The following is a 26,231-nucleotide window of genomic DNA, read 5'->3' as shown; positions in this document are numbered from 1 at the left end:
TCAGGGAAATGCGGAAATTTCTTTTTGGCAACATCAAGGGCATTAATAGGTCATCCGGGACAGAATTAAAAGATCGCTAGTTTAAAAAGTCCAATAGGTGAGACAACATGAGTGAATGAACAAGGCTCGCTAAAAGCCACAACAAAATGATAACTTTTCAAATCCTCGGTGCCTATGTACCAAGGTTCAATCAGAGAGCAACAACAGCTTACCTGAGCCCCTGTTCAGCTATAATTGGCGGTTTTTTTACGGTGGATATCAGCAATGCCAAAAGCCAGTGAATTAAAACGCGGCATGGTCATCGAAATGGATGACGCACCCTTTGTTGTGCGCGACATCCAGGTTCGTAACCCCTCTTCTCGGGGTGCCAGTACACTCTACAAAGTGCGTTTGAACCACCTGAAAACAGGCCAGAAAAGAGACGAATCTTTCAAGGGTGATGACTTTTTCAAGGCCGTTGATTGCGAGCGAAAACTGGTGCAGTTCTCTTATATCGACGATCAGAGTCACGTCTTTATGAGTGTTGACGATTACGAACAGTTTTCGATTAATAGTTCAGATATCGCCGAAGAACGCATGTATCTGACCGACGGACTCGATAACATCGTTGCCGTTCTGCTCGACAATCAACTCTTGGCAATTGAGCTACCGGCCACCGTGAGCATGACTATCATTGAAACCACTCCCGGCATCAAAGGTGCTACGGCAGCCGCACGAACCAAGCCAGCCATACTTGCCACCGGCCTTGAAGTACAGGTACCCGAATATATCGAAACCGGGGATGTGATTAAAATCAACACCGTCACAGGCAAATACATGTCTCGTGCCTAAGCTGACGAGGTCAAGGTGAGGCAACAGATTAAACACTGGCTGCTGATTAGTTTTGGCTGGCTGTGTGTGTTATTGGCGGTGCTCGGTGCGCTGTTGCCACTGCTGCCAACCACACCTTTTCTGATTCTGGCACTTGCCTGTTTTGCCGAGAGCTCACCTCGCTTTCATCAGATGTTGCTCAATCATCGGTGGTTTGGGCCACCACTGCATCAATGGCAACAAAGTCACACGATACGTCGCACTGTTAAATTCAAGGCCATGTTGTTGATTGTCATCAGCTTTGCCATCTCTATCCTGATGCTCTGGGGACGACCAGCTCTGCAACTGATGCTGGTCGCCCTCTGTCTGCTGCTGTTAGGCTGTGTTTTCAGACTCAAGGAATCGGAACCTGATTGATGTCAGTAAAAGATGCACTTCTCAAGCGGCACAGTGTGCGAGCATTTCTGCCAACACCGATTAGCCCACAGCAGATCAGCGACTTGCTGGATCTGGCCAGACATGCGCCATCAGGGGCTAACACTCAGCCTTGGCAAGTCGCTGTTGTGATGGGCGAAACCAAACATCTGCTGTCTCAACACATTCAGGCCGCTTTTGAACAAGGTGAGCCAGCCGAGCCTGATTACAGCTATTACCCCTCACAATGGCAATCACCTTATATTGATCGCCGTCGTGCTTGCGGTTTGCAGCTCTATCAAAGTCTGAATATTGAAAAAACCGACAAACAGGCACAACGACAGCAATGGGCCGCCAATTACCGTGCCTTTGATGCGCCAGTGATGTTGCTGTTTTTTATGGACAAGTCCATGCAGACGGGGTCTTTTCTCGACTTCGGCATGTTTTTACAATCGCTGATGCTGGCCGCTACCGAGCAAGGGCTTGCCACTTGCCCACAGGCAGCATTGGCTGAATATCCGGCACAGGTCAAACAGCTATTAGGCTATGCTGATGACAGCATCCTGTTGTGCGGTATGGCACTGGGCTATGAAGACAACTCCGCCGCCGTTAACCAATATAGGACCGAGCGTGCCAGCGTAACCAGCTTTACTCGTTTCTTTTCCTGATTATTTGAGGTTTATTTGTGGATTTAGCGACTTTTCTAGACACTTTGGATCAAAATCCATCGGCTATCGACTTTGAAGACACCATGGCAGTGATCGATGCTCATTATGAGTTCACCCCCACTGCCTTCAAAAATGGCGACATCACAAACGAAGCGGGGCAAAACAATGGTTCCTGCAAAATACTGGCTTTTGCAGAGCTGCACGATTTAAGTGGCTCACACACCCTGGCCTGTTTTGGTCGTTATTACCGGCAGGATGTTTTGCTCAACTCAAACGGCGATGACCACCAGAATATCCGCAACTTTATGCGTTATGGCTGGGACAGGGTTAGATTTGCGGGGGATCCATTGAAGGCAAAATAAAGTTAGCTATGACCATCGCTGCTTTTTAAGTGGTCATTTAACAGCACTGATATGCACTGCGATACCACGTGAACTGACTTTGAATGGTCGGTCCAGAATACAAGGGGGAATGCATAGACATTCCCCCTGCAGTTTTTTACAGCAATACCCGCTCGATACCGCCAGCTTTGGCCTTGTCAATGAACTGCCGCTGCCAGTTATCACCCAACACATGCTTGGCGACTTCCACCACGATGTAGTCAGTTTCGATACCAGTATCTTCACTGTAGCGTGACAGTCCCTGCTGACAGGCCGGGCATGACGTCAGCAACTTGACGTTGCCGTTCACCGCCTTATCTTCTCCCGTCAGCTGACGAATGCCTTTGGTAATTTCCTCTTCCTTGCGGAAACGCACCTGAGAGGCAATATCTGGGCGTGCCACCGCAAATGAACCGGCCTCACCGCAGCAACGATCATTCAATGCAACTTCCTGTCCCAGCAGGTTCGCCGCGACACTGGTTGATTTGTAGGTTTTCATCGGTGTGTGGCAAGGCTCATGGTACATGTACTGTACGCCATCAACACCTTCCATCTTGACCCCTTTTTCCATCAGATATTCGTGAATATCCAGCAGTCGGCAGCCAGGGAAGATTTGCTCAAACTCATATTTGAGCAACTGATCCATACAGGTGCCACAAGAGACGATAACGGTCTTGATATCAAGATAGTTAAGTGTGTTGGCCATGCGGTGGAATAACACCCGGTTGCCGGTGGAAATTGCCGTCGCCTTGTCATCATCGCCAATGGAAGCTTGAGGGTAGCCACAGCACAGATAACCTGGCGGCAATACTGTTTCAGCGCCCACCTCGTATAACATCGCCAATGTCGCCAAACCGACCTGACTGAACAATCGCTCGGAACCACAGCCGGGGAAGTAAAATACGGCATCAGACTCTTCATTGACCTTTTGCGGATCACGCAGAATAGGAATCAGTTTGTCGTCTTCAAGCCCCAACATGCCTCGGGTGGTCTGGGTTGGCAAATTTCCAGGCATTGGCTTTTTGACAAAATGCACAACCTGAGCCCGAATTGGTGTTTTGCCGGTCGTTGGCAGTGGCGCTTTCTTTTTACCATTGGCCAGAATCCCAAGGTATTTAGCCGCCTTGTGTGCCAGACGCTGTGCCTTGAAGCCCCACTCGATCATGGTCTTGCGCATCAGTTTGACCGTCAGGGGATCGGTGGCATTGAGATAAGCCATCGAAGTCCAGGTGCCCAGATTGGCATGTCGCTGACCACGCTCTTTGAGAATCGAACGCAGCTTCATGGTGACATCACCAAAGTCAATATTGACCGGACATGGATTCAGGCAGCGATGGCAAACCGTGCAGTGATCAGCCACGTCATTCATTTCTTCAAAATGCCGCACTGAAATACCGCGACGAGTCTGTTCTTCGTAGAGGAATGCCTCAATCAGCAAGCCGGTGCCCAGAATCTTGTTTCGTGGTGAATACAACAAATTAGCCCGGGGCACATGCGTGGTACATTCAGGTTTACATTTGCCGCAGCGCAGGCAGTCCTTGATGTCGTTATTCAGATCGCCAAGCGCACTGGCCTCCAGAATCAAGGCCTCCTGTTGCAGCAAACGCAATGAAGGTGTGTAAGCACGCTCGAGCCCCGAACCGGGCATCAACTTGCCTGCATTAAAGCGACCATGCGGATCAACTTTTTGCTTGTAGCTGGCAAAGGCATCAATGGTCGGTTTGTCCAGATACTGCATCTTGGTCAAGCCGATGCCATGTTCACCGGAAATCACCCCACCAAGCCGCTCAGCCAGTGCCATGACTTCGTCAACGATGCGTTCAGCTTCATGCATCATTTCATAGTCATTTGAGTTGACCGGAATATTGGTGTGTACGTTGCCATCACCGGCATGCATATGCGTCGCCACAAACAAGCGACCTGAGCGATGCTCGGCATGAATTTCATCAAGCTTATGACGCAGTACTTCCAGCGCTTGTCCCTGGAACAGTTCCTTGAGCGGTTTTTCTACTTCGTCACGATAGGAAATTCGCAGATCACGACGTTGCAATACATTAAACAAGGTATCGCCACTATTCAGATTAGCCTTGGCTGCATCTGACAACATGTCTAATACAGGCTCAACAGGTGCATCCAGATTATCAAGCACTTGCTGCCAGCGGGCCGTGACCACTTGCAGATGCTGAACTGCCGCATCCACCTTAGATTGCAAAATAGCGTCATTCTCAGCACTGTCATCCAGCTTTTTGGCCTGCTGTTTCAGTTCTTTGGGTTCATGCTGGAGATAGTCAATGACTGCCGCGGTTGTTTTCAGCTTGTTACGGGTCGATTGAACGATATTGATACGCTCGATGCCGTCGTTGTATTCGGCCAGACGTTCCAGCGGAATCACCACGTCTTCATTGATTTTGAAAGCATTGGTGTGACGAGCAATTGCAGCTGTTCTCGCCCGGTCAGCCCAGAAACGTGATCTTGCCTCAGGACTGACGGCGATAAAGCCTTCACCATCACGCGCATTGGCCAGCCTGACTACTTCTGAACAGGCTTCTGCTACAGCATCTTCGTCATCGCCGACCACATCGATCAGCAACACCATTTTAGGTGGCATGGCACGCGGAGCCTTGGTGGAATAATCGACCGCTTTGACATAACGTTCGTCAAGATGCTCCATGCCCGCCAGCAGGATTTTCTTGTTGGCATCCAGAAAATCCTTGGTTTCAACAATGGCCGGTACGGCTTTGCTCAAATCGTTGCCGAAAAACTCGAGACAGATGGTACGAATAAACTGTGGCATCCGGTGCAAAACGAACACAGCCGATGTGATCAGACCATCACAACCTTCTTTCTGAATACCCGGCAGACCACCGAGGAATTTGTTGGTGACGTCCTTACCTAAACCGGTTTTACGCAGCTCTTTGGCAGGAATCGCAATATCTTCTGGCTCTGCGATGGGCGTTTTGCCATCACCGGCAAAGCGATGAATACGAAAACGAGCCGTTTCGATATCGTGAATTTTGCCCATATTGTGATTGAGCCGCTCGACTTCCATCCAGGTAGCATCTGGCGTCACCATGCGCCATGAAACCAGATTATCAAGCGCGGTTCCCCACATGACGGCCTTTTTACCACCGGCATTCATGGCAACATTACCGCCGATAGTCGAAGCATCCTGTGAGGTCGGATCCACCGCAAACACAAGCCCATTCAAACCGGCCAGATCAGATACACGCCGAGTCACCACACCGGCTTCGGCACGAACTGTTGCGACTTCATCATCGCGACCATGCAGTTTTCGATAAACAACCTCACCCAAGCCTTCAAGCTTTTCGGTATTCACCACCACACTGTCAGCCGTCAGCGGAATAGCACCACCGGTGTAGCCGGTGCCGCCCCCGCGAGGAATGACCGTCAGTCCAAGTTCGATACACGCCGAAATAATCTGGGCCATTTCTTCTTCGGTGTCAGGTGTGACCACCGCCAACGGATATTCAACACGCCAGTCAGTGGCATCAGTAACGTGGGATACACGTGCCAGACCGTCAAACTGGATGTTGTGTTTCTTGGTTGCACGGCTTAAACGACGTAAGACAACTCGTCTGCGTTCAGCCACACTCAGCAGTTCGCGTTCGAAACGCTGTACTGCCTCACGGGCTGTTTGCTCGAGTTTAAGTGCCAGTTCGTTATCGTTTTCACGCGCTCGCTGACGAATCTGATCCAAACGGTGATACAGCGCATGGCGAAGCGATTCCCATCGCTTGCGGTTTTCGACCAAATCATCCTGGATAAACGGGTTGCGCGAGATCACCCACATATCACCCAACACCTCGAACAGCATCTTGGCACTGCGACCGGTTTTGCGTTGTTCACGCAACTGTTGCAGAATGTCCCACGATGCTTCGCCCATGAAGCGGATCACGATCTCGCGATCAGAAAATGACGTGTAGTTGTATGGAATTTCGCGAATACGGGTTTGCATAACGATTTAGTTCAGCCCTGACTATGAATACAGCGAAGTATTGAAAAGCGGCTAATTCTAACATGAACTTATTAATTAGAAGGCCCACAACCAACGTGGCTTTTGTATCTGTTGCCTCATTAAAGTGAAATATGGACATCACACAAACAATTATTCTTGCAATTCTTCAGGGCCTGACCGAGTTCTTACCCATCTCCAGTTCAGCTCATCTGATCCTGATGCCAATCATTGCCAACTGGGAAGATCAGGGCCTTGCCTTTGATGTCGCCGTACACGTAGGCACGCTGGTCGCCGTTATCATTTATTTCCGCAAGACCTTGGTGACCATCACTCAAGACTGGATACTGTCTGTTCAGCAGAAGAAAACGGTCGGCGACAGCCGACTTGCCTGGGCTGTATTGTTTGGCACCATCCCTGTAGGTTTGGCCGGACTGACCTTTAACAGTGCCATTGCTGAACATCTGCGTGACCCGCTGGTCATTGCTATTACCACACTGCTGTTTGGCGCCTTGCTTGGCTGGGCGGACTGGCGCGGCAAACGTGTCCGAGACGAACATCAATTGAATTGGAAAGACATCCTCTTTATTGGCGTTGCACAAGCGATTGCCTTAATCCCGGGCACTTCAAGAAGCGGTATTACCATCACGGCTGGCTTAATGCTGGGCCTGACCCGTCAGGCGGCTGCCAGATTTTCTTTCCTGCTATCAATACCAGTTATTTTCCTGGCGGGTGGCCTGGAAACTTTTGAATTGGTTCGAGCCAGTGTCTCGGTGAACTGGAATCACATGTTTTGGGGCGCATTGATTGCCGGAATCAGTGCTTACGCATGTATTGCCGTGTTCCTGAGATTGCTTCAAAGTATTGGTATGTGGCCGTTTGTCGTCTACCGAATGGTCTTGGGCGTTGTCTTGTTGTTGGTGATTGTTTGATCGCTGTTGACAGTCAAGGCCTGACCCCGTAATATTCTCCCTCTTTATTTAGACCGCCTGCGTAATTTTTCTGGAGCAACCTGCGGAATGAAAACCATAAGTGCAAAACCAGCCGAAGTTCGTCGTGACTGGTTCGTGATTGATGCCGACGGCAAAACTCTGGGCCGCATGGCAACCGAGATCGCCCGTCGTCTGCGTGGCAAACACAAAGCCATCTACACACCACACGTCGATACTGGCGATTACATTGTTGTCATCAACGCTGAAAAACTGCGCGTGACCGGCAACAAAATGAAAGACAAAGTTTATTACCACCACACAGGTCACATTGGTGGAATCAAATCCATCACCCTGGAAAAACAAATCGACAAAGCACCTGAGCGTGTTATCCAGACTGCGGTTAAAGGCATGCTGCCTAAAAACCCACTGGGTCGTGCAATGTTCAGCAAGCTGAAAGTCTATGCAGGCGCTGAACATCCGCACACTGCTCAACAACCTAAAGTGCTCGAAATCTAATCGGATATAGTCATGGCAGATATTTACTACGCAACAGGCCGCCGCAAAAGCTCAACCGCACGAGTTTTCATGAAACCAGGCAGTGGCAACATCTCTATCAACACTCGTTCACTGGAAGACTACTTCGGTCGTGAAACTTCACGCATGGTCGTTCGTCAACCACTGGAACTGGTAGAAATGCTCGACAAGGTTGACCTGAAAATCACTGTTCGCGGTGGTGGCAACAACGGTCAGGCCGGCGCAATCCGTCATGGCATCAGCCGTGCACTGGTTGAATACGATGACGCACTGAAAGCAGAACTGCGCAAAGCCGGGTTCATCACCCGTGACGCACGTGCTGTTGAACGTAAGAAAATCGGTCTGCACAAAGCCCGTAAACGTCCACAGTTCTCCAAGCGTTAATCGATTTATCTGCAATACCTTCAAAAAAGGGCCATCTACACAGATGGCCCTTTTTTTATGTGGTCTTATATCCATTTCTGTAAAAATTTGTTAAATAAGCACAAATTCAACACAGACTAGGCCATCAACATGCAACTACGCTCACTGTATCTGACTGCTTTAATATCCCTGCCTTTATCAGTATCTGCCGAGCAAGCTCAATGGGCAGTCAATGCAGGTGTGTTTGATGCTTTTCGAAGCAACACCTCAGCAGAAGTCGGCTTTGAATATCGCTTCTCAGCACAACCCAACATACTTGGCTTAATCCCCGCCATAGGCTTTAGTTTCAATGATGATGGCGCTTATTGGGCACATGCCGGTATGCGTTATGACTTTTCCCTGAGCAAAAACTGGCTGCTGACGCCAAACTTTTCCATCGTCGGTTATGAAAAAGGCGCTGGTAAGGATCTCGGTGGCGGTTTGCATTTCCGAACAGGCCTTGAACTTGCCTACCAGTTAGAATCCCACTCTCGTATTGGACTCGGTATTTATCACTTATCCAACGCGAACCTGCATCGAAGAAACCCTGGTGCAGAGTCCGTGTACCTGACTTACAGTTTCAGTCCTAAAAAATGAGCGAATATTATCCGCGGTAGAAATTACCCTTGCCGTCTGGCTGGGTCTTGAAGCGCCGATGCACCCAGAAATACTGGTCTGGACGCTGGCGAACCTGATCTTCAACCCAGTCATTGATGCGCTGGGTATCAGCGAGTTCATCATCGGAAGGAAATTGTTCAAGCGCAGGAAACACCTTAATTGTGTAGTGACCTTGATTGTCCCGAATTGGCACAAAAGGCACCACGGCGGCGCCACTCATGCGAGCCATGCGCGCAGTTGCCGGAACAGTGGCAGCCGATATCCCGAAAAATTTTGCCTGAATACTGAAACGTCTGCCGTAATCCTGATCGGGGGCATACCAGACAATTTTATTTTTTTTTCAGGGCGCGTAACATGGCTCTAGGCTCTTCCTGCAAAATTGTGCCTTCGCTGTGCAGCGTTCTGAACTTGAGCATCACTTGATTAAACAAGGGGTTTTTTAACTCGCGAAACATCACATAGGCCGGAAATTTTCGCATAATCAACCTGCCGCCCATCTCCATGCTGGTGAAGTGCCCAGTCAGCAAGATGATGCCTTTACCCCGGGACAGTGCAGACTCAATATGTTCCAGCCCCTCGTAAACCACTCTATTTTGTAGCTGACGATCACTGCCCCACCAGCTCATTGCCGTTTCGATTGGCATGGTGCCCATGGTCAGCATGTTTTCCTTAAGCAGCTCTGCTCGATCAGCCTCAGTCATTTCAGGAAAACACAGCTCGAGATTACGTGCTGCTATGCGTTCACGTGATCGCATAAAGGGACGCAATAATGCCCCGAGCCAACGACCAATGCGTAGCTGTAAGCTTGCCGGTAAAAACACGGATAAACGCATCAGTCCAAGCCCCAACCAGCTTAGCCAGAAACGCGGATGCAAAAATGCCGACTGGAAGATTTTCATCAATGACTATCAGAATTACACACTGAGGCTATGCTATCATTCTTGCTCGTTTTACGCCTGATAAAAGCCATGCGAGGCTGACTTGAAAGCCATTTATACCCTGCTGTTTCACCTGGCATTGCCCCTGATCCTGCTGCGCCTGCTATGGCGTGGCATTAAAGCACCCGCCTATTTTCATCGCTGGCCGGAGCGATTCGGAAAAGTGGCGGCCATGCCTGCATCGCAACCCATCATCTGGGTACATGCCGTGTCTGTTGGTGAAGTGGAGGCAACTAGACCACTGATCAGTGGCCTTCGGGCAAGTTATCCTGAGCACCGCATTTTGATCACCACCATGACACCCACCGGAAGTGAGCGCGTCAAAAAACTCTACACCGGTGAAGTCGATCATTGCTATCTGCCTTATGACCTTCCCTTTGCCATTCGACGTTTTCTAAAAGCCAAACACCCTGAGTTTGGCATCATCATGGAAACCGAATTATGGCCAAACCTTGTCGATCAATGTCACCAACATCACATTCCACTGGTGCTAGCCAATGCGCGTTTGTCAGCACGTTCAGCCAAGGGCTATCAGCGATTCAGCAAACTCACCGCACAAATGCTCAAGCAGTTTTGCTTTATTGCTGCACAAACCCAGGAAGATCAACAAAGATTTCGGGCGCTGGGCGCTGAGTATGCGGATGTGCATGCGACAGGTAATCTGAAGTTTGAAATCAGCTTGCCAGCCAGTGCGACAGAACAGGCAGAAGCGATTCGCAGCATGTGGGGTAATCGTCCGGTATGGATCGCTGCCAGCACACATGAAGGCGAGGAAGAGTTGGTGCTGAACGCCAGCCGCAAGGTGCGTGCTGAATTTCCAGATCTATTATTGTTACTGGTTCCTCGCCATCCGGAAAGGTTCGATCGCGCGGCTGCCTTGAGTCGTAAAGCAGGTTTTAAGACCTTGCGCCGCAGCGAAGGTAAACCCTGTGGCCGTGATATTGAAGTGTTAGTCATCGATACCATGGGTGAACTGCCGACATTTTATGCAACCTGTGATGTTGCCCTGATAGGGGGAAGCCTGATTCCACACGGTGGTCATAATCTGCTTGAACCCGCAGCACTAGGCCGCCCGGTATTGACCGGGCCGCACTTTTTCAATTTCAACGAAATCACTAAGCAATTCCTGGATAGTGGTGCTGCGATGTTGGTACGCGACAGTCACGAAATTGCTCAAACAATGATTACGCTGCTTTCCAATGCAGAACAACGTGCCAGTATGGGTCAGACTGCCATTGGCCAGATTCAGCGTAATCAGGGTGCAAGTATGCGCCTGCTCAATCTGATAAAACGCCATATCAAACAAGCATGACCGATCACGCGTATTGGATGCAGCAGGCACTGCGCCTGGCCCGTCAGGCGGAATCTGAGGGTGAAGTCCCGGTAGGTGCGGTAATAGTGCTGGATGACACTATTATCGGAGAAGGCTGGAACCGTCCGATAAAAAGTGCAGACGCCACTGCCCATGCTGAAATACAGGCACTGCGCATGGCTTGCACCAAGGTCAATAATTACCGCATTCCCGGTGCAACCATGTATGTCACGCTTGAGCCGTGTCTGATGTGTGCCGGCGCACTGATTCATGCCCGCTTGCAAACACTGGTCTATGGCGCTGATGAACCCAAAACAGGTGCTGCAGGCAGCAATATTGACGCCTTCCAGCTTGCCAATCTGAACCATCGAGTCAAGGTGGAAGGTGGGATTCTGGCTGAAGAATGCAGCTTGTTACTGAAACAGTTTTTCAAGTCCCGGCGTTAAGCGATTTTGCCAGCAAACCTGGCCCCTGCCATGGTTGTTGCCAAGGCAAACTCACACGATGGCCACTGCCCGCGGCGCGCTCAATGGCTTGTCCTTGCTGATCAAACAATTGAGTAGCAGAAAAACTGATATTACCCTCCGGACAAATCATCTCCAGGGAATCACCGACCGAGAATTGATTGCGCACATCAATTTCAAGACGCTGGTTATCGGCATCATAGGCCACTACCTCACCCACAAACTGCTGACGTAACTGACTGGAATAACCATGCAGATAGTTCTGCTGTTCCTGAGTGGGATGCCGCTGGTAGAAACCATCGGTGTAGCCTCGATTAGCCAGGTTATCCAACTGACTGATCAGCGTTGGGTCAAAACTGCGTCCAGCCAGTGCATCATCAATTGCCTTTCGATAAATTTGTGCTGTTCTGGCCACATAGTAAATTGACTTGGTGCGACCTTCTATTTTCAAGCAATCAACACCCATTCGGGTCAAACGCTCGATATGCTGAACTGCGCGAAGATCCTTGGAGTTCATGATGTAGGTGCCATGCTCATCCTCGAAAATCGGCATCAGTTCGCCGGGACGGTTGGCTTCTTCGATAAGATATATCTTGTCTGCTAATGGATGACGCTGTTGCTGACCGCAGTCAGAAAAACTTTGTGACTGCATGGCTGACAGGGCATCAAAATCAATTTTCTGTGGCGCGTCATCCTGCTGATCGCTGGCGTGGGTTTTGTAATCCCATCGGCAGGCATTGGTACATGTCCCCTGATTAGGATCACGATGATTGAAGTAACCGGACAGCAGACACCGGCCCGAATAGGCAATGCACAGCGCCCCATGGACAAACACCTCCAGCTCGATATCCGGGCATTGCTGGCGAATTTCTTCGATTTCATCCAATGACAACTCTCGAGACAATATCACCCGAGTCAAGCCAAGACTCTGCCAGAACCTGACGGCCTGATAATTCACCGTATTCGCCTGAACCGATAAATGAATCGGCATCTCTGGCCAGCGCTCACGCACCATCATGATCAAACCGGGATCAGCCATAATCAATGCATCTGGCTGCATGGCAATGACGTGTTCCATATCAGCCATATAGGTTTTTATTTTGGCATTGTGGGGCATCAGGTTACTGGCCACAAAAAACTGCTTGCCCGCGGCATGCGCCTCGCGAATACCCTGCTCCATTATCGCCAGTTTATGAAAATCATTGTTGCGCACCCGCAAGCTGTAGCGTGGCTGCCCCGCATAGACAGCATCTGCGCCAAAAGCAAACGCATAACGCATGTGTTGTAGACTTCCGGCAGGTAACAAAAGCTCGGGTGCTTTCATCTTATTTGTCCCTACAAAAAAAGCGTGAATTATAATTCAATTGACAGATAATCCCACAAAAACAATAAGATTAATCCTGGCATCGGATGGAAGCCCGCTGCTTTATCAACTCCACCGAGCAAGCCGATGATTTGACATTCGTGTTGATGAGCAGACTGATGCTCGCCATGGCAATGCGGACAAAAAAGCCGTCAAACCGAGCGGATGTGATAAGGTCGAAGGTCTGGCAATTCACTGGGCAATCACGAGTGCAACAGGTGATAGTTCCCAGTCAAAATTACGGAAGTTAATTGTTGAAAAAGCTTGGTTTCTTTATCGTCACAATCTGCCTTCTGGTGGCTTGCAGTGATGCCAAACCGCATCTGGAGGAGATTCTGGAGCGTGGCGAGCTGCGAGTCTTAAGTCGTTATGGACCGACGAGTTATTTTGTCCAGGGTGATCAGCTGGCCGGTTTTGAATATGAGCTGGCCCAGCAGTTTGCAGATTACCTGAATGTCCGTTTGAAAATCATCGTGCCAGACAGTCTCAGCAGTATGCTGACTCAGCTGGAACAAGGTCGGGCTGATATGGCCGCAGCCGGATTGACTGTGACACCCGAGCGCCGACAACGTTATCGTTTCGGCCCGGTGTATCATGAGGTGACTCAACAGCTTGTTTATCGTGCTGGCACCAGCCGACCTTCAGATATTACTGAGCTTGGTGGCCGGATACTTGAAGTGGTGGCCGACAGCAGTCATGTTGAAAATCTGCAACTGTTACGTCAGGAAATTCCCGACCTGTACTGGGCCGAGAACCATGAACTGGACAGCTCCGCCCTGCTGGAACTGGTTCAACTGGAAATGATCGACTTCACCGTCGCAGACTCGAATGAATTGGCCGCCAATCAGACCCTGTTTCCCGAGTTACGCGTGGCCTTTGATATCTCTGACCCACAACCACTCGCCTGGATGATGCCCGCTTCAGAAGACGGCACGCTGCATCGTGAAATGATTGCTTTTTTCAACTATCTTGATGAAAACGGCGAGCTGGACAAGCTTATTGAGAAATACTACGGACACATTCGACGTTTTGATTACGTTGATACTCGGGCAATACACCGGCGACTGATAACGCATTTGCCACAATTTCATCACTTGTTCAAAGCAGCTGGCGAAATGTATGGTTTTGACTGGCGGTTATTGGCCGCGATTGCCTATCAGGAGTCGCATTGGAATCCAAATGCTGTGTCAGCCACAGGGGTAAGGGGGTTGATGATGCTCACTCAGGCCACTGCAACCGAACTGGGTGTCGAAAACCGTGAAGATCCCAAGGAAAGTATCTTCGCAGGCGCTCGTTACCTGGTACAAATGAAAAGTCGCCTACCTGATCGCATCAGTGAGCCGGATCTCACCTGGTTGGGGTTGGCCGCATACAATATCGGACTGGGCCACCTAGAAGATGCTCGCCGACTGACGGAACAAAATGGTGCCAATCCTGACCTGTGGACAGATGTGCGAGAACACTTGCCATTACTTGCCAAACAGAAATGGTACAGTCAGACCCGTTTTGGTTACGCGCGTGGCGGCGAGCCTGTTCGCTATGTCGATAATATTCGGCGTTACTACGATATTTTGCTACATCATCAAATCAGCGCTGACAGCCCGCCGGTCACTCCGGCAACCAGTGATCCAATACAATCATTACCTGCGGCCTTGTAGGCAAAAAAAAGCCGGCAAAGCCGGCTTTTTTGTATCAGCTGCAGCAACTATTTGCTGATCAGATAATCGACAACCGAGGTCATATTTTCCAGGCCACCCGCCATCGGCGCATCGGTGCGATATTGACCATTGACGATAATTGAAGGGACACCCTCCACGCCTGAATTTTGACTGACCAACAAGGCCTGACGAACTTTACTGCGCACCGGCATTGAATTCATGACTTTAAGAAAGTTGTCGCGGTCGATACCCTGCTCGGCAACAAAGTCCAGCAGCAACTTTTCTGTATCCAAACGACGCTTGTCGACCTGAATGGCATCGAACAGTTTTGGATGCAGCGTTGCCAGATCACCGGTAGCCTCTGCGGCGTAGAACACACGCGCCATTTCCAGCCAGCTATCACGGAAAATGGCTGGAACATGAACCAGATTCACATCTTCAGGCAGCGCCTTTTCCCACTGCTTCAAATAGGGCTCCAGGCGGAAACAAAACGGGCAGGTGTAAGAAAACAACACGGCCACTTCAGTCGAACCTGGTGAAAACTTGGCCAGACGTTCAGGCGTTTTCTTGTAGTGCGTACCTTCAACGTAATCAGCTGCTGTGGCTAGCGATACTGACGCCGCCAACAAGCCAGCTCCCATTACCGTCTGCATGAATTTCATTATTTTTTTCATTCCGTTTTCCTTACAAGAAACGACTACAAACCACCGTAAGAGTGCAATCCCGACAGGAACATGTTCACGCCGAGAAATGCAAACAAGGTAATAAACAAGCCAACAATTGCCCACCAGGCCATCGGACGACCGTGCCATCCTTTGGTGAAGCGCATATGCAACCATGCGGCATAGTTCAACCAGACAATCAACGCCCAGGTTTCCTTGGGATCCCAGGACCAGTAACCACCCCAGGCTTCAGCAGCCCAAAAGGCACCAAGAATGGTAGCAACCGTGAAAAAGGCAAAGCCAAGTGCAATTGACTTGTGCATCAAATCATCCATTGCAGCCAGAGAGGGCATGGATTTTACAAAATGGCTCTGTGGATTTTTCTCGGCACGTGACGATACCAGCAAATAGGCCACGCCTATCATGGCTGCAATTGCAAATGCACCATAACCAATGAAGTTGGTCGGTACATGGATCTTCATCCAGTAGCTCTGTAATGCTGGCACCAGTGGTTCGATTTCATGCGCATTACGGTCAAAGGCGTACCACAACAGGAACATCACCGCCGCTGTGATGATCAACATCACAAAACCACCAAGACCACGTGTTTTGTAGCGACGTTCGTAAAACAAATAAATCATCGCGGTAACGACGCAAAACAGAATAAATACTTCGTAGAGATTACTGACTGGAATGTAACCAATATCGGAGCCAAGCATATGCGATTCACGCCAGCGCACCATCAATCCGGTCATCCCCATTGTGGTGGCGATCCAGGCAAAACTGCTACCCAGCTTCTGGGTGTAGTCGGAGCGAGCAATTAAACCGCCAAAATAGGTAAACGTGGCCGCAATGTAAAAAGCGCTCATCCACATAAAAGCCGATTGGCTGGCGAGAATATAATTGAGCCAACCATCCTGTTGTGCCATGGACAAATCACCGCCATAGCGCTGCAAGGCAAACAGACTGAGAATCGCTACAGCCAGTGCATGCCAACGAAATGGCGGCCAGACTTTACCCAGCCAGGCCATGCTGAAACCAGTGATAAAGAGGATGGTGACTTCGTAAACATCGAGGTGATCACCATATGCGACGAGGATAAATACTGTCGCCAGCAAAAGCAGTGTCCACCATGCTCCTACCGCTAGCCAGGATTGGGAATCCGTTTGGTTTTGTCGAATTGTTTCACTCATTGGCAACTACTCACATTAGGCCAGCGCCTGCACTGGCTATGAACATTCAGGCGAGTCAGAGTTCCCGTTTGTCGGGTTTCAGCAGTTGCTGAATCTCGTCAAAGAACCCATCAAAATCCCTTGGATTACGATTTGTCATACCCGCCAGCAAGACCCGGCTGCCGGTACCTTCTGCATCAAGCCAAACCCAAAGTCTTCGCTGAGGCAGGTAAAAAAGAATAAATAAACCCGCCATCAACATAACTGAACCGAAATATACAATGAACTGACCCGGCGCACGGGCAATCTGCAACCCACTTGCCTGGATATGTTCGTAATCATGCAGCATCAAAAACACCGGTGAGTGATAACGCGGCAGACTGCCGATGGCATCTACGGCATCCTGAAGGAAGAAAATATTCTGGTTGTCGGTGTTATCGAGTTCATGCCCTTCAACACCGGCAAAATAGACTCGCGCCAGCATTTCTCTGAGCATGCCCAGATAGGCAGGTGCAAGTGTCTGACGTTCGATTTCAGGTAAGCTGTTTTCTACAAACTCGCGAACCTCATCAAATCCACCACGCACAAACATGCCCACCAGCGTCATTAGGGTTTGTTGCAAGCTTTCCTCAAGATTAGCATCTGGCTCTGGCAAATCAGCCAGGGCATCCCGAGTCATCATCTGGGCAATCTCACCCACCAGCTCTCTGTCTCTGAGCCGCGCCAGATACTCCATAAAACCTTCCACACCATCATTGGCATCGGCCGGTAAGTGCAGATAACTGAAATTTTCAGACGGACTGCCACGCACACCACTTAGGTAAAATCTCCTTCCCTCACGCTCAATTGGGAACATATAGTTTTCGTATTCAGTGGCCTCACCGGTATGTGATCGCAAAATAAAGCCGATGCTTGGCCCGTAGTTTCTGACACGACGCGGCTCTTCGTCCGTCGGATCTGGATTAATGTTGAACAGCCGGAAATTGGTCATTTCAAGCCTATACTGTCGGTCACCCCAGCGCATATCTCGGTTGTCAAAAACTTTGGTATCCAACATCACCGGGTCACCCGCACGATGATCAAAAGGCCATGCTTCCACTTGAAGTATTGAACCGCCATCAGCAAAGCTTGCCTGGTAGATGGCATAACCTTTGTGAACCAAAGGATGATTCACTGCGATTGTTTGTCTCAGCGGTTCATCCAGTTCCGGATCATGAATCACCAGATCACTTTCAAAAGACTTGGGCTGGCCGTTGTCATAGTGCTCAATCCGGAATTCTTCCAGCTCAATTCTGAACGGCAATGCCTGAACCAGATAACCGTCTCGCATCGGTAGAAAAACGACTTCCGAACTTCTGCCTTCAGGAATGCTCACACTGCCTCTGAAAGCCTGTTTGCCGACTGCGAGTCGACTTTCCTGGGGAATCTGGCTTAGCGGTAAATCACGTGTCTCAATTTGGATCTGGCCTCGCCATTCAGCCAGTTTGAGTGGCAAATTTCCATCCATCAATCCGCCGACACAGATCACCACAATCGCAATATGTGTCAATAAATAACCAAGGCGGTTAATGCCTCCGCGCATCGCAGAAACCAGCAGCGCTCCGTTTCTGTCGGTTAGCCGGGTTCTAAAACCTTCGTCTTTGAGTTGTTGCTGAAAATTTGCAGCCAATGTGGCGGGTGCATCGGCGCTGGCCCATTGCTCGTTGTGTTTCATTGAAGCGAGTGACTTGCGTTGAACCTGTGTCCGCAAGTTACGCATATCTTTGAGCATTGAAGGTGTGTGACGTGTGACACAGATAGCTGTAGATATCACCAGCAGCGTCAAAATCACCAAAAACCAGGGGGCGCTGTAGACATCGTAGAGACCGACGCTTTCGAATACTTCAAACCAGAATGGGCCGAACTTGATCAGGTAATCAGTATAAGGCTGGTTTTGCTGCAGCACTGTGCCAATCACCGAAGCGATAGCGAGCGTGATCAGCAGAGTGATTGCCAACTCCATAGTGCCGAGGAAGCGGAGTAAGCGACGTGGGAAACTGTTTTTCCCAAAAAATTTCAGACTAGATTTTTCAGACATAGGCTCGCAGTTAATTGCCAGTCTTGACCTGACAGGTCAGACACAGTCGCATGGTGTGACACCATGCAACTGTCTGGAGTTGCGATGATGGCTTAATGCAAGCCGCGGACGTATGCCGAGACAGCTTTGATCTCTTCAGCAGACATCTTCTTGGCAATGTCGCGCATCATCTCATTGGGATCGTTGTCTCTGGAACCATTGGCAAATGCGTGTAGCTGTTCCTCAACATAGGCGGTGTGTTGCCCTGACAATGCAGGCCATGCTGCAGCTGGCATACCACGACCTGAAGGGCCATGACAGGCAATACAAGCCGGAACACCCGTGTTGGGGTTACCGCCACGGTAAATTTGTTCACCCAGCTCGACAAGATCTTCAGGGACTGCACCTAATGCAGGCTTTTGACGTGCGTAGTAAGCAGCAATATCCGCCATATCCTCGTCAGACAAACCCGCGGCCATGGGAGACATCAATGCGTTGTCACGAGCACCGGACTTGTAGTCCTGAAGCTGTTTGACTATATAGCTGGCAGCTTGCCCAGCCAGATTGGGAAAGGTGTCCATTGGACTGTTGCCGTTGGGGCCGTGACATGCTGCGCAAGACTCTGCCTTTGCCTGACCGGCTTGTGGATTACCCACGGCCATTACTGAAGCTGACACACCGAGTGTCGTGGACAGCAGCGCTGCCATAAACAACTTTTTCATTGTCATTCCTGATTACACTTTCGGTCGATAAAACTTCCGATATGCTACTCTTAATCGGTCAATTTTGCACCATAGAGTGATACACAATGACCCAACTTTACCGGCATGCTTTTTATGATGGTAGTGCCACCCAACTGTCAGAACTGCCTGAAGATAATGGCATGGAAGTAGCCTTTGCCGGACGCTCAAATGCAGGAAAATCCAGCGCAATCAATACCTTGACCGGAATCAATGCGCTCGCCAGAACAAGTAAAACGCCTGGCAGAACCCAGATGATCAATTTTTTTCGTCTGGATTCGCAGCGAGCGCTGGTCGATCTGCCCGGCTATGGTTATGCCAAAGTCCCGGAAAAAATGAAGCTTCGCTGGCAACAAACGCTCGCGAAATATCTGGAAACGCGACAATCTCTTAAAGGCTTGGTGTTGCTGATGGACAGTCGACATCCACTCAAAGAGTTTGATCTGCAAATGCTGAACTGGGCCAAGCAGGCTAGCCTGCCTGTACACATCTTACTGACCAAATCTGACAAGCTCAGTCATGGCGCAGGAAAATCGACTCTCAATGCCGTTAAACAACAACTCTTAAAAGCCGAACTGCCTGCCAGCGTGCAATTGTTTTCATCACTGAAAAAATCTGGTCGAGATCAGGTCATTGAGGTGCTCGATCAGTGGTTTGACATCACCACACAAGCACCTGCTGAGGAAACTGCATCCTGAACGAATCGCGTATTCAATATTGGCGCTTGACGACTGACCCTGAAAGTTTTTACTGTTAGCTCATGACAGCCAGACAACAGGCTGATGGCGTGCGGGAGAGTCACCCGCAGCTTCTCGCGGTTTCCCGGTAACGATGCCGACCATTTGCTCCCTCTCTGCGTCGCCCACGCAGAGACCTCAATAGGATGTTTTTGTCATGACACCACGCTACGCCTGCAAAGTTACGCCAAAACCCGAACTGTTTGAAAACGAGGAACTGTCGATGGAAACCTCGGCACTGGTCGAGGATTTCAAGCGATATTACGGTGTCTACCTCGCGCAGGATAAAGGCAGCGCCTCAGGACACTATTTATTTCATGCGCTGGCGCTGACCATACGTGATCGCTTGTTCTCTCGCATGAAACAAACCAAGCATGCCTACGCGGCCTCACAGTGCAAACACGCCTATTACTTGTCAATGGAATTCCTAATGGGCCGTGCTATGGGCAATGCGGCACTCAACCTGAATCTGAATAAAAATATCGCCGAAGCCATGCACAAGCTGGGCATTGACTTCGAGGAGCTGGTGCAGCAAGAACATGATGCTGGACTTGGTAACGGCGGTCTCGGGCGCCTGGCAGCGTGCTTTATTGACAGTTGCGCGACCTTGCAACTGCCGGTGACTGGTTACGGTATCCGTTATGAATACGGCATGTTTCAGCAAGGCATCAACAATGGCAGACAAATTGAAATGCCCGATCATTGGCTGCGCGACGGTAACCCTTGGGAGCTGGAACGTCCTGAATTTACCCAACGGGTCAAATTTGGCGGCCACACCGAATATCAGCGCAACCTTGACGGTAGTTTGAGTGTTATCTGGGTCAATACCAATGACGTGCTTGCGGTACCCTATGATATCCCGGTACCAGGCTATCAAAATGGCACTGTCAATAAACTGCGACTATGGAAATCAGCCGCCACTGATGAGTTCAATCTGGAAGACTTCAACGCCGGTTCCTACACTGAGGCAGTAGCCGCTAAAAATGAAGCTGAAAACATCAGCATGGTGCTCTACCCCAACGATGCCAGTGAAAACGGCAAGGAACTGAGGCTGCGTCAGCAATATTTCCTGGCCTCAGCCAGTCTTCAGGATATTCTTGATTACTGGATCACAGCTCACGGCAATGACTTCAGTGATTTCGCCAACAAAAATTGCTTCCAGCTAAACGATACCCACCCAACGGTTGCCGTTGCCGAGCTGATGCGCCTGCTGATGGACGAACATCAACTCGACTGGGAAAGTGCATGGCAGATCACTTCCAACACAATGGCCTACACCAACCACACCCTGCTGCCTGAAGCGCTGGAACGCTGGCCGGTTAATTTGTTTAGTCGTCTGTTACCAAGAATTCTTGAGATCATCTACGAAATCAATGCAAGATTCCTCTCTGAAGTCGCCAGTCATTGGCCCGGAGATAAAGAACGATTAGCACGGCTTTCGATCATTGAAGAAGGCCATCAACAACAAGTACGCATGGCGCATCTGGCTATCGTGGGCAGTTTTTCTGTCAACGGCGTCGCCGCCCTGCATTCGGAACTGCTGAAAAAAGGTCTTTTCAGCGATTTTTACGCACTATGGCCGGAAAAATTTAACAACAAAACCAATGGTGTCACCCAACGCCGCTGGATGGCCTGGTGTAACCCTGCCCTGAGCTCGCTTATCAGCGACAAAATTGGCGATGCATGGTTGACCGACCTTACACAACTTCGCCAGCTTGAACCTTTGGCAACTGATCCAGCTTTTCAGGCACAGTGGCATGCAGCCAAAAGAGCCAATAAACAACGACTGTCGGCGTTGGTAGAAGAAGCCTGTGGTGTGCAATTCAATCCAGACGCCTTGTTTGATATTCAGGTGAAACGTATACATGAGTACAAGCGCCAATTACTCAACATCCTGCATGTCATTCACCTCTATGACCGTATCAAACGTGGCGATACACAGGACATGGTCAAACGCTGTGTGCTGTTCGGAGGCAAGGCGGCTCCCGGCTATGCCATGGCCAAAGACATCATCAAACTTATTAATAACGTCGCCAACGTGGTCAATAACGATCTAGATGTTGGCGATATGCTCAAAGTAGTGTTTTTGCCAAACTACCAAGTGTCGGCGATGGAGGTTATTTGTCCGGCGGCGGATCTGTCCGAACAAATCTCCACGGCAGGCAAGGAAGCCTCGGGCACCGGCAACATGAAGTTCATGATGAATGGTGCCATTACCATCGGCACACTGGATGGCGCCAACATCGAAATTCTTGAAGAAGTGGGTGACGAAAACTTCTTCCTGTTTGGTCTCACCGAACAGGAAGTGAATGATATGCGCCATCACTATCAACCCAGAGAAATCATCGCTGCGGATAATGATCTGATGCGTGTGGTGAACCTGCTTGAAAGCGGCCACTTCAATCAATTCGAACCCGGCTGCTTTGATAATGTCATTAACGCTTTTACCAGCCCTCACGATCCATGGATGACAGTGGCTGATTTTAGAAGTTATATCGACGCACAGGCACAAGTCGACATCGCCTATCACGACAAAAAACGCTGGCTCACCATGAGTATCCTGAACTCTGCCAACAGCGGGAAATTCTCTACCGACAGAACCATGACTGAATACAATCAGGACATTTGGAAACTGCCACAAATCAATCCATCGGACTTTGCAAGCTCGTAAGTCTGGGGGCTGCGCGCCCTGATTATTGCTGGCATGCCAAACACAAAAAACGTATAATTCGCCACCTGAGCCGTCATGGCTCAGTGTGCGCCTGTAGCTCAGTTGGATAGAGTGTCAGTTTCCGAAGCTGAAGGTCACAGGTTCGATTCCTGTCAGGCGCGCCATTTCTAATGTCTACTCAGATATAAATCATTTCATCCCGAAGCGGGGCCAGTCGGGCAAGCAACCGGTTTTGCACCCGATGACTGACGCCCACCTCATTCATCGCCGCAATGAGCAAATCTACCGTGTGATTAAAGTCGCCTTCTGTAATGTTCATTCCGGTATGAATATCGACCATGTTATCGCCATCATAAACACAGGGGCCATCACTGATATCGCAGAAGTGCAAGATCAGCTTATCCCTGAAACGACTGACATGAGTGTCAGCAAAATAAGCAAAGATTCTCTCGTCATTACCAATTTGGTTGATGAAGGCTTCTACGATCGCCTCAATACCCTCTTGCTCTCCTAATTGTTGATACAAGCTGGCGTTTGAATTGTGGTGCGAACAGGCTGAAACTACCAATAACACAGTAGTAAAAAGTAGTTTATTCATTTCAGAAATTCCCGGTAACTGACAGATACCAGCCGCGCTGATTTTTAGCACCGGCTATGTCACCCAGATCCAGCCATGCCGCGGTTACGTTGAGATGTTTATTTGGAATCCAGGCAACAAAGATGTCTTTCCAGTCGTCCTCACCCAAACCAAGGTTATCTGGTTTTTGTCGATATTCGACACCGACGGCTACATGCCTTCCCAACAGTACCGCTGTTGAGGCCTCCAACTGTAATCGCCGTCCCTGGTCAGAGCCTCCGTGTCCCAAAATACCTAGTTCATTGGCCGAAGTGTGCCGTGCCGTCAAGTTCCATAGCCAGTTGTACCCCGCAAAAGCGCCCAGATGGAGTTTACTGGCCGCAACATAAAAATCCGTTCCATGACTACGCTTGGCACCGAGCGCGTTGGCGATTTCATCATCCCGAAGGCGCTTGTGCATAACACCCAGACTCACCTGAGGGAAACGTGAATAAACAAGGTCGCCATAGACTCTGGTTTTAATACCAAAAACATCCTGACGAATGGTTAGATCAGCTGCATTGATGCGAAAGCGCTGCTTGGCAACTGAGAACTCAACCCGGTCGTAAAAATTAGCTTGGGCTCCACAAACATCCAGCCGATAGTCACTGACGTCGCCTCGACTGCAAAATACATTACCGGCAATTTCATCACGAGAGGCATACCCCGCGAGTTGTGCCCATGGCACTATGCCGCCGCCAGCACTGCCTTCGATTTGGGATACCCCTGGCGTGGCAATCAGCTTCCCATCTGCAGCATGAGCGATTGAGCCAGCCCACATCAGGCTAAAGATGATCAAGATACGCATATTGTTCCATCCATCGAGTTATTTCATCTGCCACAATCGGCTTGCATAGGTAATACCCTTGAATTGAGTCACAGCCCATCGCTCGGAGCAGTGCGAGGCTTGCCTTATTCTCTACACCTTCGGCGACCACTTTAAGGTTGAGATCATGGGCCAACTGAATAGTGGATTTAACGATCATTTGATCTCGAACCGAGCTGTCCAGGTTGAGAATAAAACTTTTGTCGAGTTTCAATTCATCAACGGGTAAAGATTTGAGTTGAGACAGGGATGATTCACCAAGCCCATAATCGTCTATTGCCACTTTGATGCCGTTATTTCTTAACCGGTCAATATTAGCCAGCCCAATTTCTTTGTTTGAGAGGATGTCTCGCTCTGTCAACTCAAGGGATAGCGGCGCTCGCTGGCTTCCCTCGCGTGATTGAGTGCTGGCAGCGAGTTGATTTAGCAGACGATAACTGAAATCAGGAGAGGAAAAACTGGTCGCGGCAACATTCACCGCCACTTCGAGATCAATACGCGCTTGCTGCCATGTCTGCAGCTGTAAAAATACCGTTTCGAAGACCCACTCTGTTAAACGGTTGATTAGCCCCGACTGCTCTGCCAGTTCGATAAATAAATCGGGCGAAATAAACCCCTCATCCGGATGTTGCCAACGCGTCAAGGCCTCTACCGCCATGACTTTATTGGTCATCAGATCCATTTTTGGTTGATAGACCAGATAGAGTTGATCTCCGCCTCGTTCAAGCACTTGTCCCAATTCATCGACCAGACGTAGACGGCGTAAGTAGGCTTCATCATTGCCTTGTTGATAGAATTTCAATGGCAGGCCGTGACGTCGAGCATTTTCGAGCGCTATTGTGGCTCGTCGCAACAATACCTCAGCGGAAAAGCCGTCTTCTGGACACAGAGCACAACCAAAAGACAGTTTGAACCGAGCTTGAAGGCCGGAGACAAGATACGGCTTACTCAGAGTGTGATGCATCACATCAATTCTGCTACGTAAATCCTCGCTGCTGGTATTCAACACAGCAATGAACTGAATACCGTCATATCGAGCAACAAACTCATCGGTTTGGGTGCAAAAGGTCGTCAACCGCTCAGAAAAATGTTTCAGGCAATCATCACCAAACTCTGGACCAAACCGATCATTAAAGTCTCTAAAGTTGGTCAGTGAAATCATAACCAACGCAAAACTGCTTTGCTGATTGGCATAACTATCCATCAACTCAAATGCCGCTAGTCGATTGAGCAGACCTGTTTGCATATCGTGTTCAGCACGATAACGAATCTCATCTTCCCGATGACTAATTTCCCATGCCATGCTTCGGAAAGAGCTAAACAGTGACGATAATTCGAGTATTCTGAATTTTGGTTCGGCCTCAACGAGTTTGTATTGCCCTCTGGACATCGCACTCGCCCAATCAGCCAGGAATTGCAGGGGTTGGGTCAAGGTGCGTGCGAAATACTTACTGGCTAACGCAGAAAACAGCAGAATCAACAGCGTGACAACCATGATTTTCCACATCAGGTTGTCATACTCGTCATAGATTTCAGCAAGATCGAAGCTCAGCCAGATTTGGACCGCCTCATCCTCCAATGTGCTGTTGTGAAATCGAGGTCTTTGCCAAAAAAATAGAGGACTTGTGCTGTTTGCAAGAAATTGACGCACACCATCTGGAAAATCTTCATGTAGCGATGTCAGACGAATCTCAGGATCTGCAAACACACTGATTTCAAGACCGGTCAAGCGTCGTAACTCCAACACTGAAGTCCGGTCAACCCTGAATCCGACCAAGGAATAGGCCACTAATCGTGGCGCATACACAGGTAAGGCCACAACCTGATAGAGACTCCCAGACAGCGGAAGCAGTATTTCCTTTCCGGGGTTTTGGTAAGCGTTTCTCAAGGACGCAGCACCGGAGATTGCATTCTCGTGGATAGCGGTGCTTGCGACGACTTCTCCTTGCAAATCCACAATCACCATCAAATCCGCGCCAATGCGTTGCCCATGGTTCTCCAGCATACTGGCCAGCGTATCCGCATCAGCAGTCATCACAGCTTGCCGAAAGCCAAAATCATTGATTAAAACTCTTGAAGCCGCGCTTAACGTCGCATTGCGCGACTCGATATATTGATGATATACGTGATGCGCTTGATCTATTTTCTTTTGGATCTGAACTTTATTGAAGTTGTCGGCCGAACGCCATGTGGCCAGCTGAATCATCAGTGTCGCCACAATTAATAGAGCAATGGCAAACAGCATTACAATGTCTGCCAGTGTCTTGTGTTTGGCTCCAGACATG

The 26,231-nt window shown here is 49.6% G+C and carries 24 protein-coding genes and 1 tRNA gene; 14 read left to right on the top strand and 11 right to left on the bottom strand.

Features of this window, described 5'->3' with window-relative positions:
• The first annotated feature begins 264 nt into the window (after positions 1 to 264).
• Genes efpL through MPL1_RS06560 form a run of 4 tightly spaced genes read left to right on the top strand, consistent with a single transcriptional unit; the run spans position 265 to position 2,254 of the window.
• Positions 265 to 831 (top strand): elongation factor P-like protein EfpL, encoded by a 567-nt coding sequence (efpL, locus tag MPL1_RS06575; protein ID WP_009726341.1) that lies wholly within the window; start codon positions 265 to 267, stop codon positions 829 to 831.
• A 15-nt stretch (positions 832 to 846) separates the two neighbouring features.
• Entirely contained in the window at positions 847 to 1,227 is a 381-nt protein-coding gene (locus tag MPL1_RS06570; protein ID WP_009726340.1) for a YbaN family protein, read from the top strand.
• Positions 1,227 to 1,892, top strand: a complete 666-nt coding sequence (locus MPL1_RS06565) for a nitroreductase (RefSeq protein ID WP_009726339.1) — start codon at positions 1,227 to 1,229, stop codon at positions 1,890 to 1,892. Before MPL1_RS06570 ends, MPL1_RS06565 begins: the two co-directional genes overlap by 1 nt.
• 17 nt (positions 1,893 to 1,909) lie before the next feature.
• Positions 1,910 to 2,254 (top strand): HopJ type III effector protein, encoded by a 345-nt coding sequence (locus MPL1_RS06560; protein ID WP_040576943.1) that lies wholly within the window; start codon positions 1,910 to 1,912, stop codon positions 2,252 to 2,254.
• A gap of 136 nt (positions 2,255 to 2,390) precedes the next feature.
• Here MPL1_RS06560 and MPL1_RS06555 read toward each other — a convergent pair whose 3' ends face one another.
• Positions 2,391 to 6,248, bottom strand: coding sequence for a DUF3683 domain-containing protein (locus MPL1_RS06555; protein WP_009726337.1), 3,858 nt, complete (start codon positions 6,246 to 6,248; stop codon positions 2,391 to 2,393).
• Positions 6,249 to 6,379: 131 nt separating this feature from the next.
• Here MPL1_RS06555 and MPL1_RS06550 point away from each other — a divergent pair, with 131 nt between their 5' ends.
• The 4 genes from MPL1_RS06550 to MPL1_RS06535 all read left to right on the top strand — a co-directional run bounded on the left by MPL1_RS06550 (position 6,380) and on the right by MPL1_RS06535 (position 8,710).
• On the top strand, positions 6,380 to 7,177 hold the full coding sequence (locus MPL1_RS06550; RefSeq protein ID WP_009726336.1) for an undecaprenyl-diphosphate phosphatase: 798 nt from the start codon (positions 6,380 to 6,382) through the stop codon (positions 7,175 to 7,177).
• A gap of 87 nt (positions 7,178 to 7,264) precedes the next feature.
• On the top strand, positions 7,265 to 7,693 hold the full coding sequence (gene rplM / locus MPL1_RS06545; protein WP_009726335.1) for a 50S ribosomal protein L13: 429 nt from the start codon (positions 7,265 to 7,267) through the stop codon (positions 7,691 to 7,693).
• Positions 7,694 to 7,705: 12 nt separating this feature from the next.
• Complete coding sequence (gene rpsI, locus MPL1_RS06540; protein WP_009726334.1) at positions 7,706 to 8,095, top strand: 30S ribosomal protein S9; 390 nt, start codon at positions 7,706 to 7,708, stop codon at positions 8,093 to 8,095.
• Between the two features lie 129 nt (positions 8,096 to 8,224).
• Entirely contained in the window at positions 8,225 to 8,710 is a 486-nt protein-coding gene (locus MPL1_RS06535; protein ID WP_009726333.1) for an acyloxyacyl hydrolase, read from the top strand.
• Between the two features lie 7 nt (positions 8,711 to 8,717).
• Here the strand turns inward: MPL1_RS06535 and MPL1_RS14280 are convergent, their stop codons facing one another.
• Together MPL1_RS14280 and MPL1_RS14275 are read right to left on the bottom strand one after the other, a co-directional pair.
• Positions 8,718 to 9,014, bottom strand: coding sequence for a lysophospholipid acyltransferase family protein (locus MPL1_RS14280; protein WP_268743755.1), 297 nt, complete (start codon positions 9,012 to 9,014; stop codon positions 8,718 to 8,720).
• A gap of 46 nt (positions 9,015 to 9,060) precedes the next feature.
• Complete coding sequence (locus tag MPL1_RS14275; RefSeq protein ID WP_268743754.1) at positions 9,061 to 9,630, bottom strand: LpxL/LpxP family acyltransferase; 570 nt, start codon at positions 9,628 to 9,630, stop codon at positions 9,061 to 9,063.
• Positions 9,631 to 9,712: 82 nt separating this feature from the next.
• Between MPL1_RS14275 and waaA the strand changes: the two genes are divergently transcribed.
• Together waaA and tadA are read left to right on the top strand one after the other, a co-directional pair.
• A complete protein-coding gene (gene waaA, locus MPL1_RS06525; protein ID WP_009726332.1) occupies positions 9,713 to 10,981 on the top strand; it encodes a lipid IV(A) 3-deoxy-D-manno-octulosonic acid transferase in 1,269 nt (422 codons plus the stop codon).
• Positions 10,978 to 11,427, top strand: coding sequence for a tRNA adenosine(34) deaminase TadA (gene tadA, locus MPL1_RS06520; RefSeq protein ID WP_040576942.1), 450 nt, complete (start codon positions 10,978 to 10,980; stop codon positions 11,425 to 11,427). The genes waaA and tadA overlap by 4 nt, the downstream gene beginning before the upstream one ends.
• On the opposite strand, the gene trhP is transcribed toward tadA, so the two are convergent.
• On the bottom strand, positions 11,411 to 12,769 hold the full coding sequence (gene trhP / locus MPL1_RS06515) for a prephenate-dependent tRNA uridine(34) hydroxylase TrhP (protein WP_009726330.1): 1,359 nt from the start codon (positions 12,767 to 12,769) through the stop codon (positions 11,411 to 11,413). The genes tadA and trhP overlap by 17 nt on opposite strands.
• A 290-nt stretch (positions 12,770 to 13,059) precedes the next feature.
• Here trhP and mltF point away from each other — a divergent pair, with 290 nt between their 5' ends.
• Positions 13,060 to 14,466, top strand: a complete 1,407-nt coding sequence (gene mltF / locus MPL1_RS06505) for a membrane-bound lytic murein transglycosylase MltF (protein WP_009726328.1) — start codon at positions 13,060 to 13,062, stop codon at positions 14,464 to 14,466.
• 47 nt (positions 14,467 to 14,513) lie between these two features.
• On the opposite strand, the gene MPL1_RS06500 is transcribed toward mltF, so the two are convergent.
• From MPL1_RS06500 to MPL1_RS06485, 4 genes are all read right to left on the bottom strand, one after another.
• Positions 14,514 to 15,140: a thiol:disulfide interchange protein DsbA/DsbL gene (locus tag MPL1_RS06500; protein ID WP_009726327.1), complete on the bottom strand. Its 627-nt coding sequence runs from the start codon at positions 15,138 to 15,140 to the stop codon at positions 14,514 to 14,516.
• Between the two features lie 23 nt (positions 15,141 to 15,163).
• Positions 15,164 to 16,321: a c-type cytochrome biogenesis protein CcsB gene (gene ccsB / locus MPL1_RS06495; RefSeq protein ID WP_009726326.1), complete on the bottom strand. Its 1,158-nt coding sequence runs from the start codon at positions 16,319 to 16,321 to the stop codon at positions 15,164 to 15,166.
• A gap of 55 nt (positions 16,322 to 16,376) precedes the next feature.
• Positions 16,377 to 18,377, bottom strand: coding sequence for a cytochrome c biogenesis protein ResB (locus tag MPL1_RS06490; protein ID WP_040576941.1), 2,001 nt, complete (start codon positions 18,375 to 18,377; stop codon positions 16,377 to 16,379).
• Positions 18,378 to 18,469: 92 nt separating this feature from the next.
• Entirely contained in the window at positions 18,470 to 19,078 is a 609-nt protein-coding gene (locus tag MPL1_RS06485; protein WP_009726324.1) for a c-type cytochrome, read from the bottom strand.
• Between the two features lie 86 nt (positions 19,079 to 19,164).
• Here MPL1_RS06485 and yihA point away from each other — a divergent pair, with 86 nt between their 5' ends.
• From yihA to MPL1_RS06470, 3 genes are all read left to right on the top strand, one after another.
• Positions 19,165 to 19,794, top strand: a complete 630-nt coding sequence (yihA, locus tag MPL1_RS06480) for a ribosome biogenesis GTP-binding protein YihA/YsxC (protein ID WP_009726323.1) — start codon at positions 19,165 to 19,167, stop codon at positions 19,792 to 19,794.
• Between the two features lie 196 nt (positions 19,795 to 19,990).
• Positions 19,991 to 22,504, top strand: coding sequence for a glycogen/starch/alpha-glucan phosphorylase (locus MPL1_RS06475; protein ID WP_009726322.1), 2,514 nt, complete (start codon positions 19,991 to 19,993; stop codon positions 22,502 to 22,504).
• 87 nt (positions 22,505 to 22,591) lie between these two features.
• Positions 22,592 to 22,668 (top strand) — tRNA-Arg (locus MPL1_RS06470).
• A gap of 14 nt (positions 22,669 to 22,682) precedes the next feature.
• Here the strand turns inward: MPL1_RS06470 and MPL1_RS06465 are convergent.
• The 3 genes from MPL1_RS06465 to MPL1_RS06455 are packed head-to-tail and all read right to left on the bottom strand — an operon-like array spanning position 22,683 to position 26,230.
• Positions 22,683 to 23,102 (bottom strand): group I truncated hemoglobin, encoded by a 420-nt coding sequence (locus tag MPL1_RS06465; RefSeq protein WP_009726321.1) that lies wholly within the window; start codon positions 23,100 to 23,102, stop codon positions 22,683 to 22,685.
• Between the two features lies 1 nt (position 23,103).
• Positions 23,104 to 23,928 carry a DUF3034 family protein gene (locus MPL1_RS06460; protein ID WP_009726320.1) on the bottom strand — a complete coding sequence of 275 codons (825 nt, stop codon included), beginning with the start codon at positions 23,926 to 23,928 and terminating at the stop codon, positions 23,104 to 23,106.
• On the bottom strand, positions 23,906 to 26,230 hold the full coding sequence (locus tag MPL1_RS06455; RefSeq protein ID WP_009726319.1) for a putative bifunctional diguanylate cyclase/phosphodiesterase: 2,325 nt from the start codon (positions 26,228 to 26,230) through the stop codon (positions 23,906 to 23,908). The genes MPL1_RS06460 and MPL1_RS06455 overlap by 23 nt, the downstream gene beginning before the upstream one ends.
• Position 26,231 lies beyond the last annotated feature (1 nt).

This window comes from Methylophaga lonarensis MPL (assembly GCF_000349205.1).
In the GTDB taxonomy this organism is placed as follows: Bacteria; Pseudomonadota; Gammaproteobacteria; order Nitrosococcales; family Methylophagaceae; genus Methylophaga; species Methylophaga lonarensis.
The sequence above is the reverse complement of the archived record's forward strand: the minus strand, read 5'-3'. Positions and strand labels throughout refer to the sequence as shown.

Excerpts from the sequence above, each read along its gene's own strand:
- efpL (WP_009726341.1), top strand. The coding sequence starts at position 265 with ATGCCAAAAGCCAGTGAATTAAAACGCGGCATGGTCATCGAAATGGAT.
- MPL1_RS06565 (WP_009726339.1), top strand. The coding sequence starts at position 1,227 with ATGTCAGTAAAAGATGCACTTCTCAAGCGGCACAGTGTGCGAGCATTT.
- MPL1_RS06555 (WP_009726337.1), bottom strand. The coding sequence starts at position 6,248 with ATGCAAACCCGTATTCGCGAAATTCCATACAACTACACGTCATTTTCT.
- MPL1_RS06550 (WP_009726336.1), top strand. The coding sequence starts at position 6,380 with ATGGACATCACACAAACAATTATTCTTGCAATTCTTCAGGGCCTGACC.
- rplM (WP_009726335.1), top strand. The coding sequence starts at position 7,265 with ATGAAAACCATAAGTGCAAAACCAGCCGAAGTTCGTCGTGACTGGTTC.
- rpsI (WP_009726334.1), top strand. The coding sequence starts at position 7,706 with ATGGCAGATATTTACTACGCAACAGGCCGCCGCAAAAGCTCAACCGCA.
- MPL1_RS06535 (WP_009726333.1), top strand. The coding sequence starts at position 8,225 with ATGCAACTACGCTCACTGTATCTGACTGCTTTAATATCCCTGCCTTTA.
- MPL1_RS14275 (WP_268743754.1), bottom strand. The coding sequence starts at position 9,630 with ATGAAAATCTTCCAGTCGGCATTTTTGCATCCGCGTTTCTGGCTAAGC.
- tadA (WP_040576942.1), top strand. The coding sequence starts at position 10,978 with ATGACCGATCACGCGTATTGGATGCAGCAGGCACTGCGCCTGGCCCGT.
- trhP (WP_009726330.1), bottom strand. The coding sequence starts at position 12,769 with ATGAAAGCACCCGAGCTTTTGTTACCTGCCGGAAGTCTACAACACATG.
- MPL1_RS06500 (WP_009726327.1), bottom strand. The coding sequence starts at position 15,140 with ATGAAAAAAATAATGAAATTCATGCAGACGGTAATGGGAGCTGGCTTG.
- ccsB (WP_009726326.1), bottom strand. The coding sequence starts at position 16,321 with ATGAGTGAAACAATTCGACAAAACCAAACGGATTCCCAATCCTGGCTA.
- MPL1_RS06490 (WP_040576941.1), bottom strand. The coding sequence starts at position 18,377 with ATGTCTGAAAAATCTAGTCTGAAATTTTTTGGGAAAAACAGTTTCCCA.
- MPL1_RS06485 (WP_009726324.1), bottom strand. The coding sequence starts at position 19,078 with ATGAAAAAGTTGTTTATGGCAGCGCTGCTGTCCACGACACTCGGTGTG.
- yihA (WP_009726323.1), top strand. The coding sequence starts at position 19,165 with ATGACCCAACTTTACCGGCATGCTTTTTATGATGGTAGTGCCACCCAA.
- MPL1_RS06475 (WP_009726322.1), top strand. The coding sequence starts at position 19,991 with ATGACACCACGCTACGCCTGCAAAGTTACGCCAAAACCCGAACTGTTT.
- MPL1_RS06465 (WP_009726321.1), bottom strand. The coding sequence starts at position 23,102 with ATGAATAAACTACTTTTTACTACTGTGTTATTGGTAGTTTCAGCCTGT.
- MPL1_RS06460 (WP_009726320.1), bottom strand. The coding sequence starts at position 23,928 with ATGCGTATCTTGATCATCTTTAGCCTGATGTGGGCTGGCTCAATCGCT.
- MPL1_RS06455 (WP_009726319.1), bottom strand. The coding sequence starts at position 26,230 with ATGTCTGGAGCCAAACACAAGACACTGGCAGACATTGTAATGCTGTTT.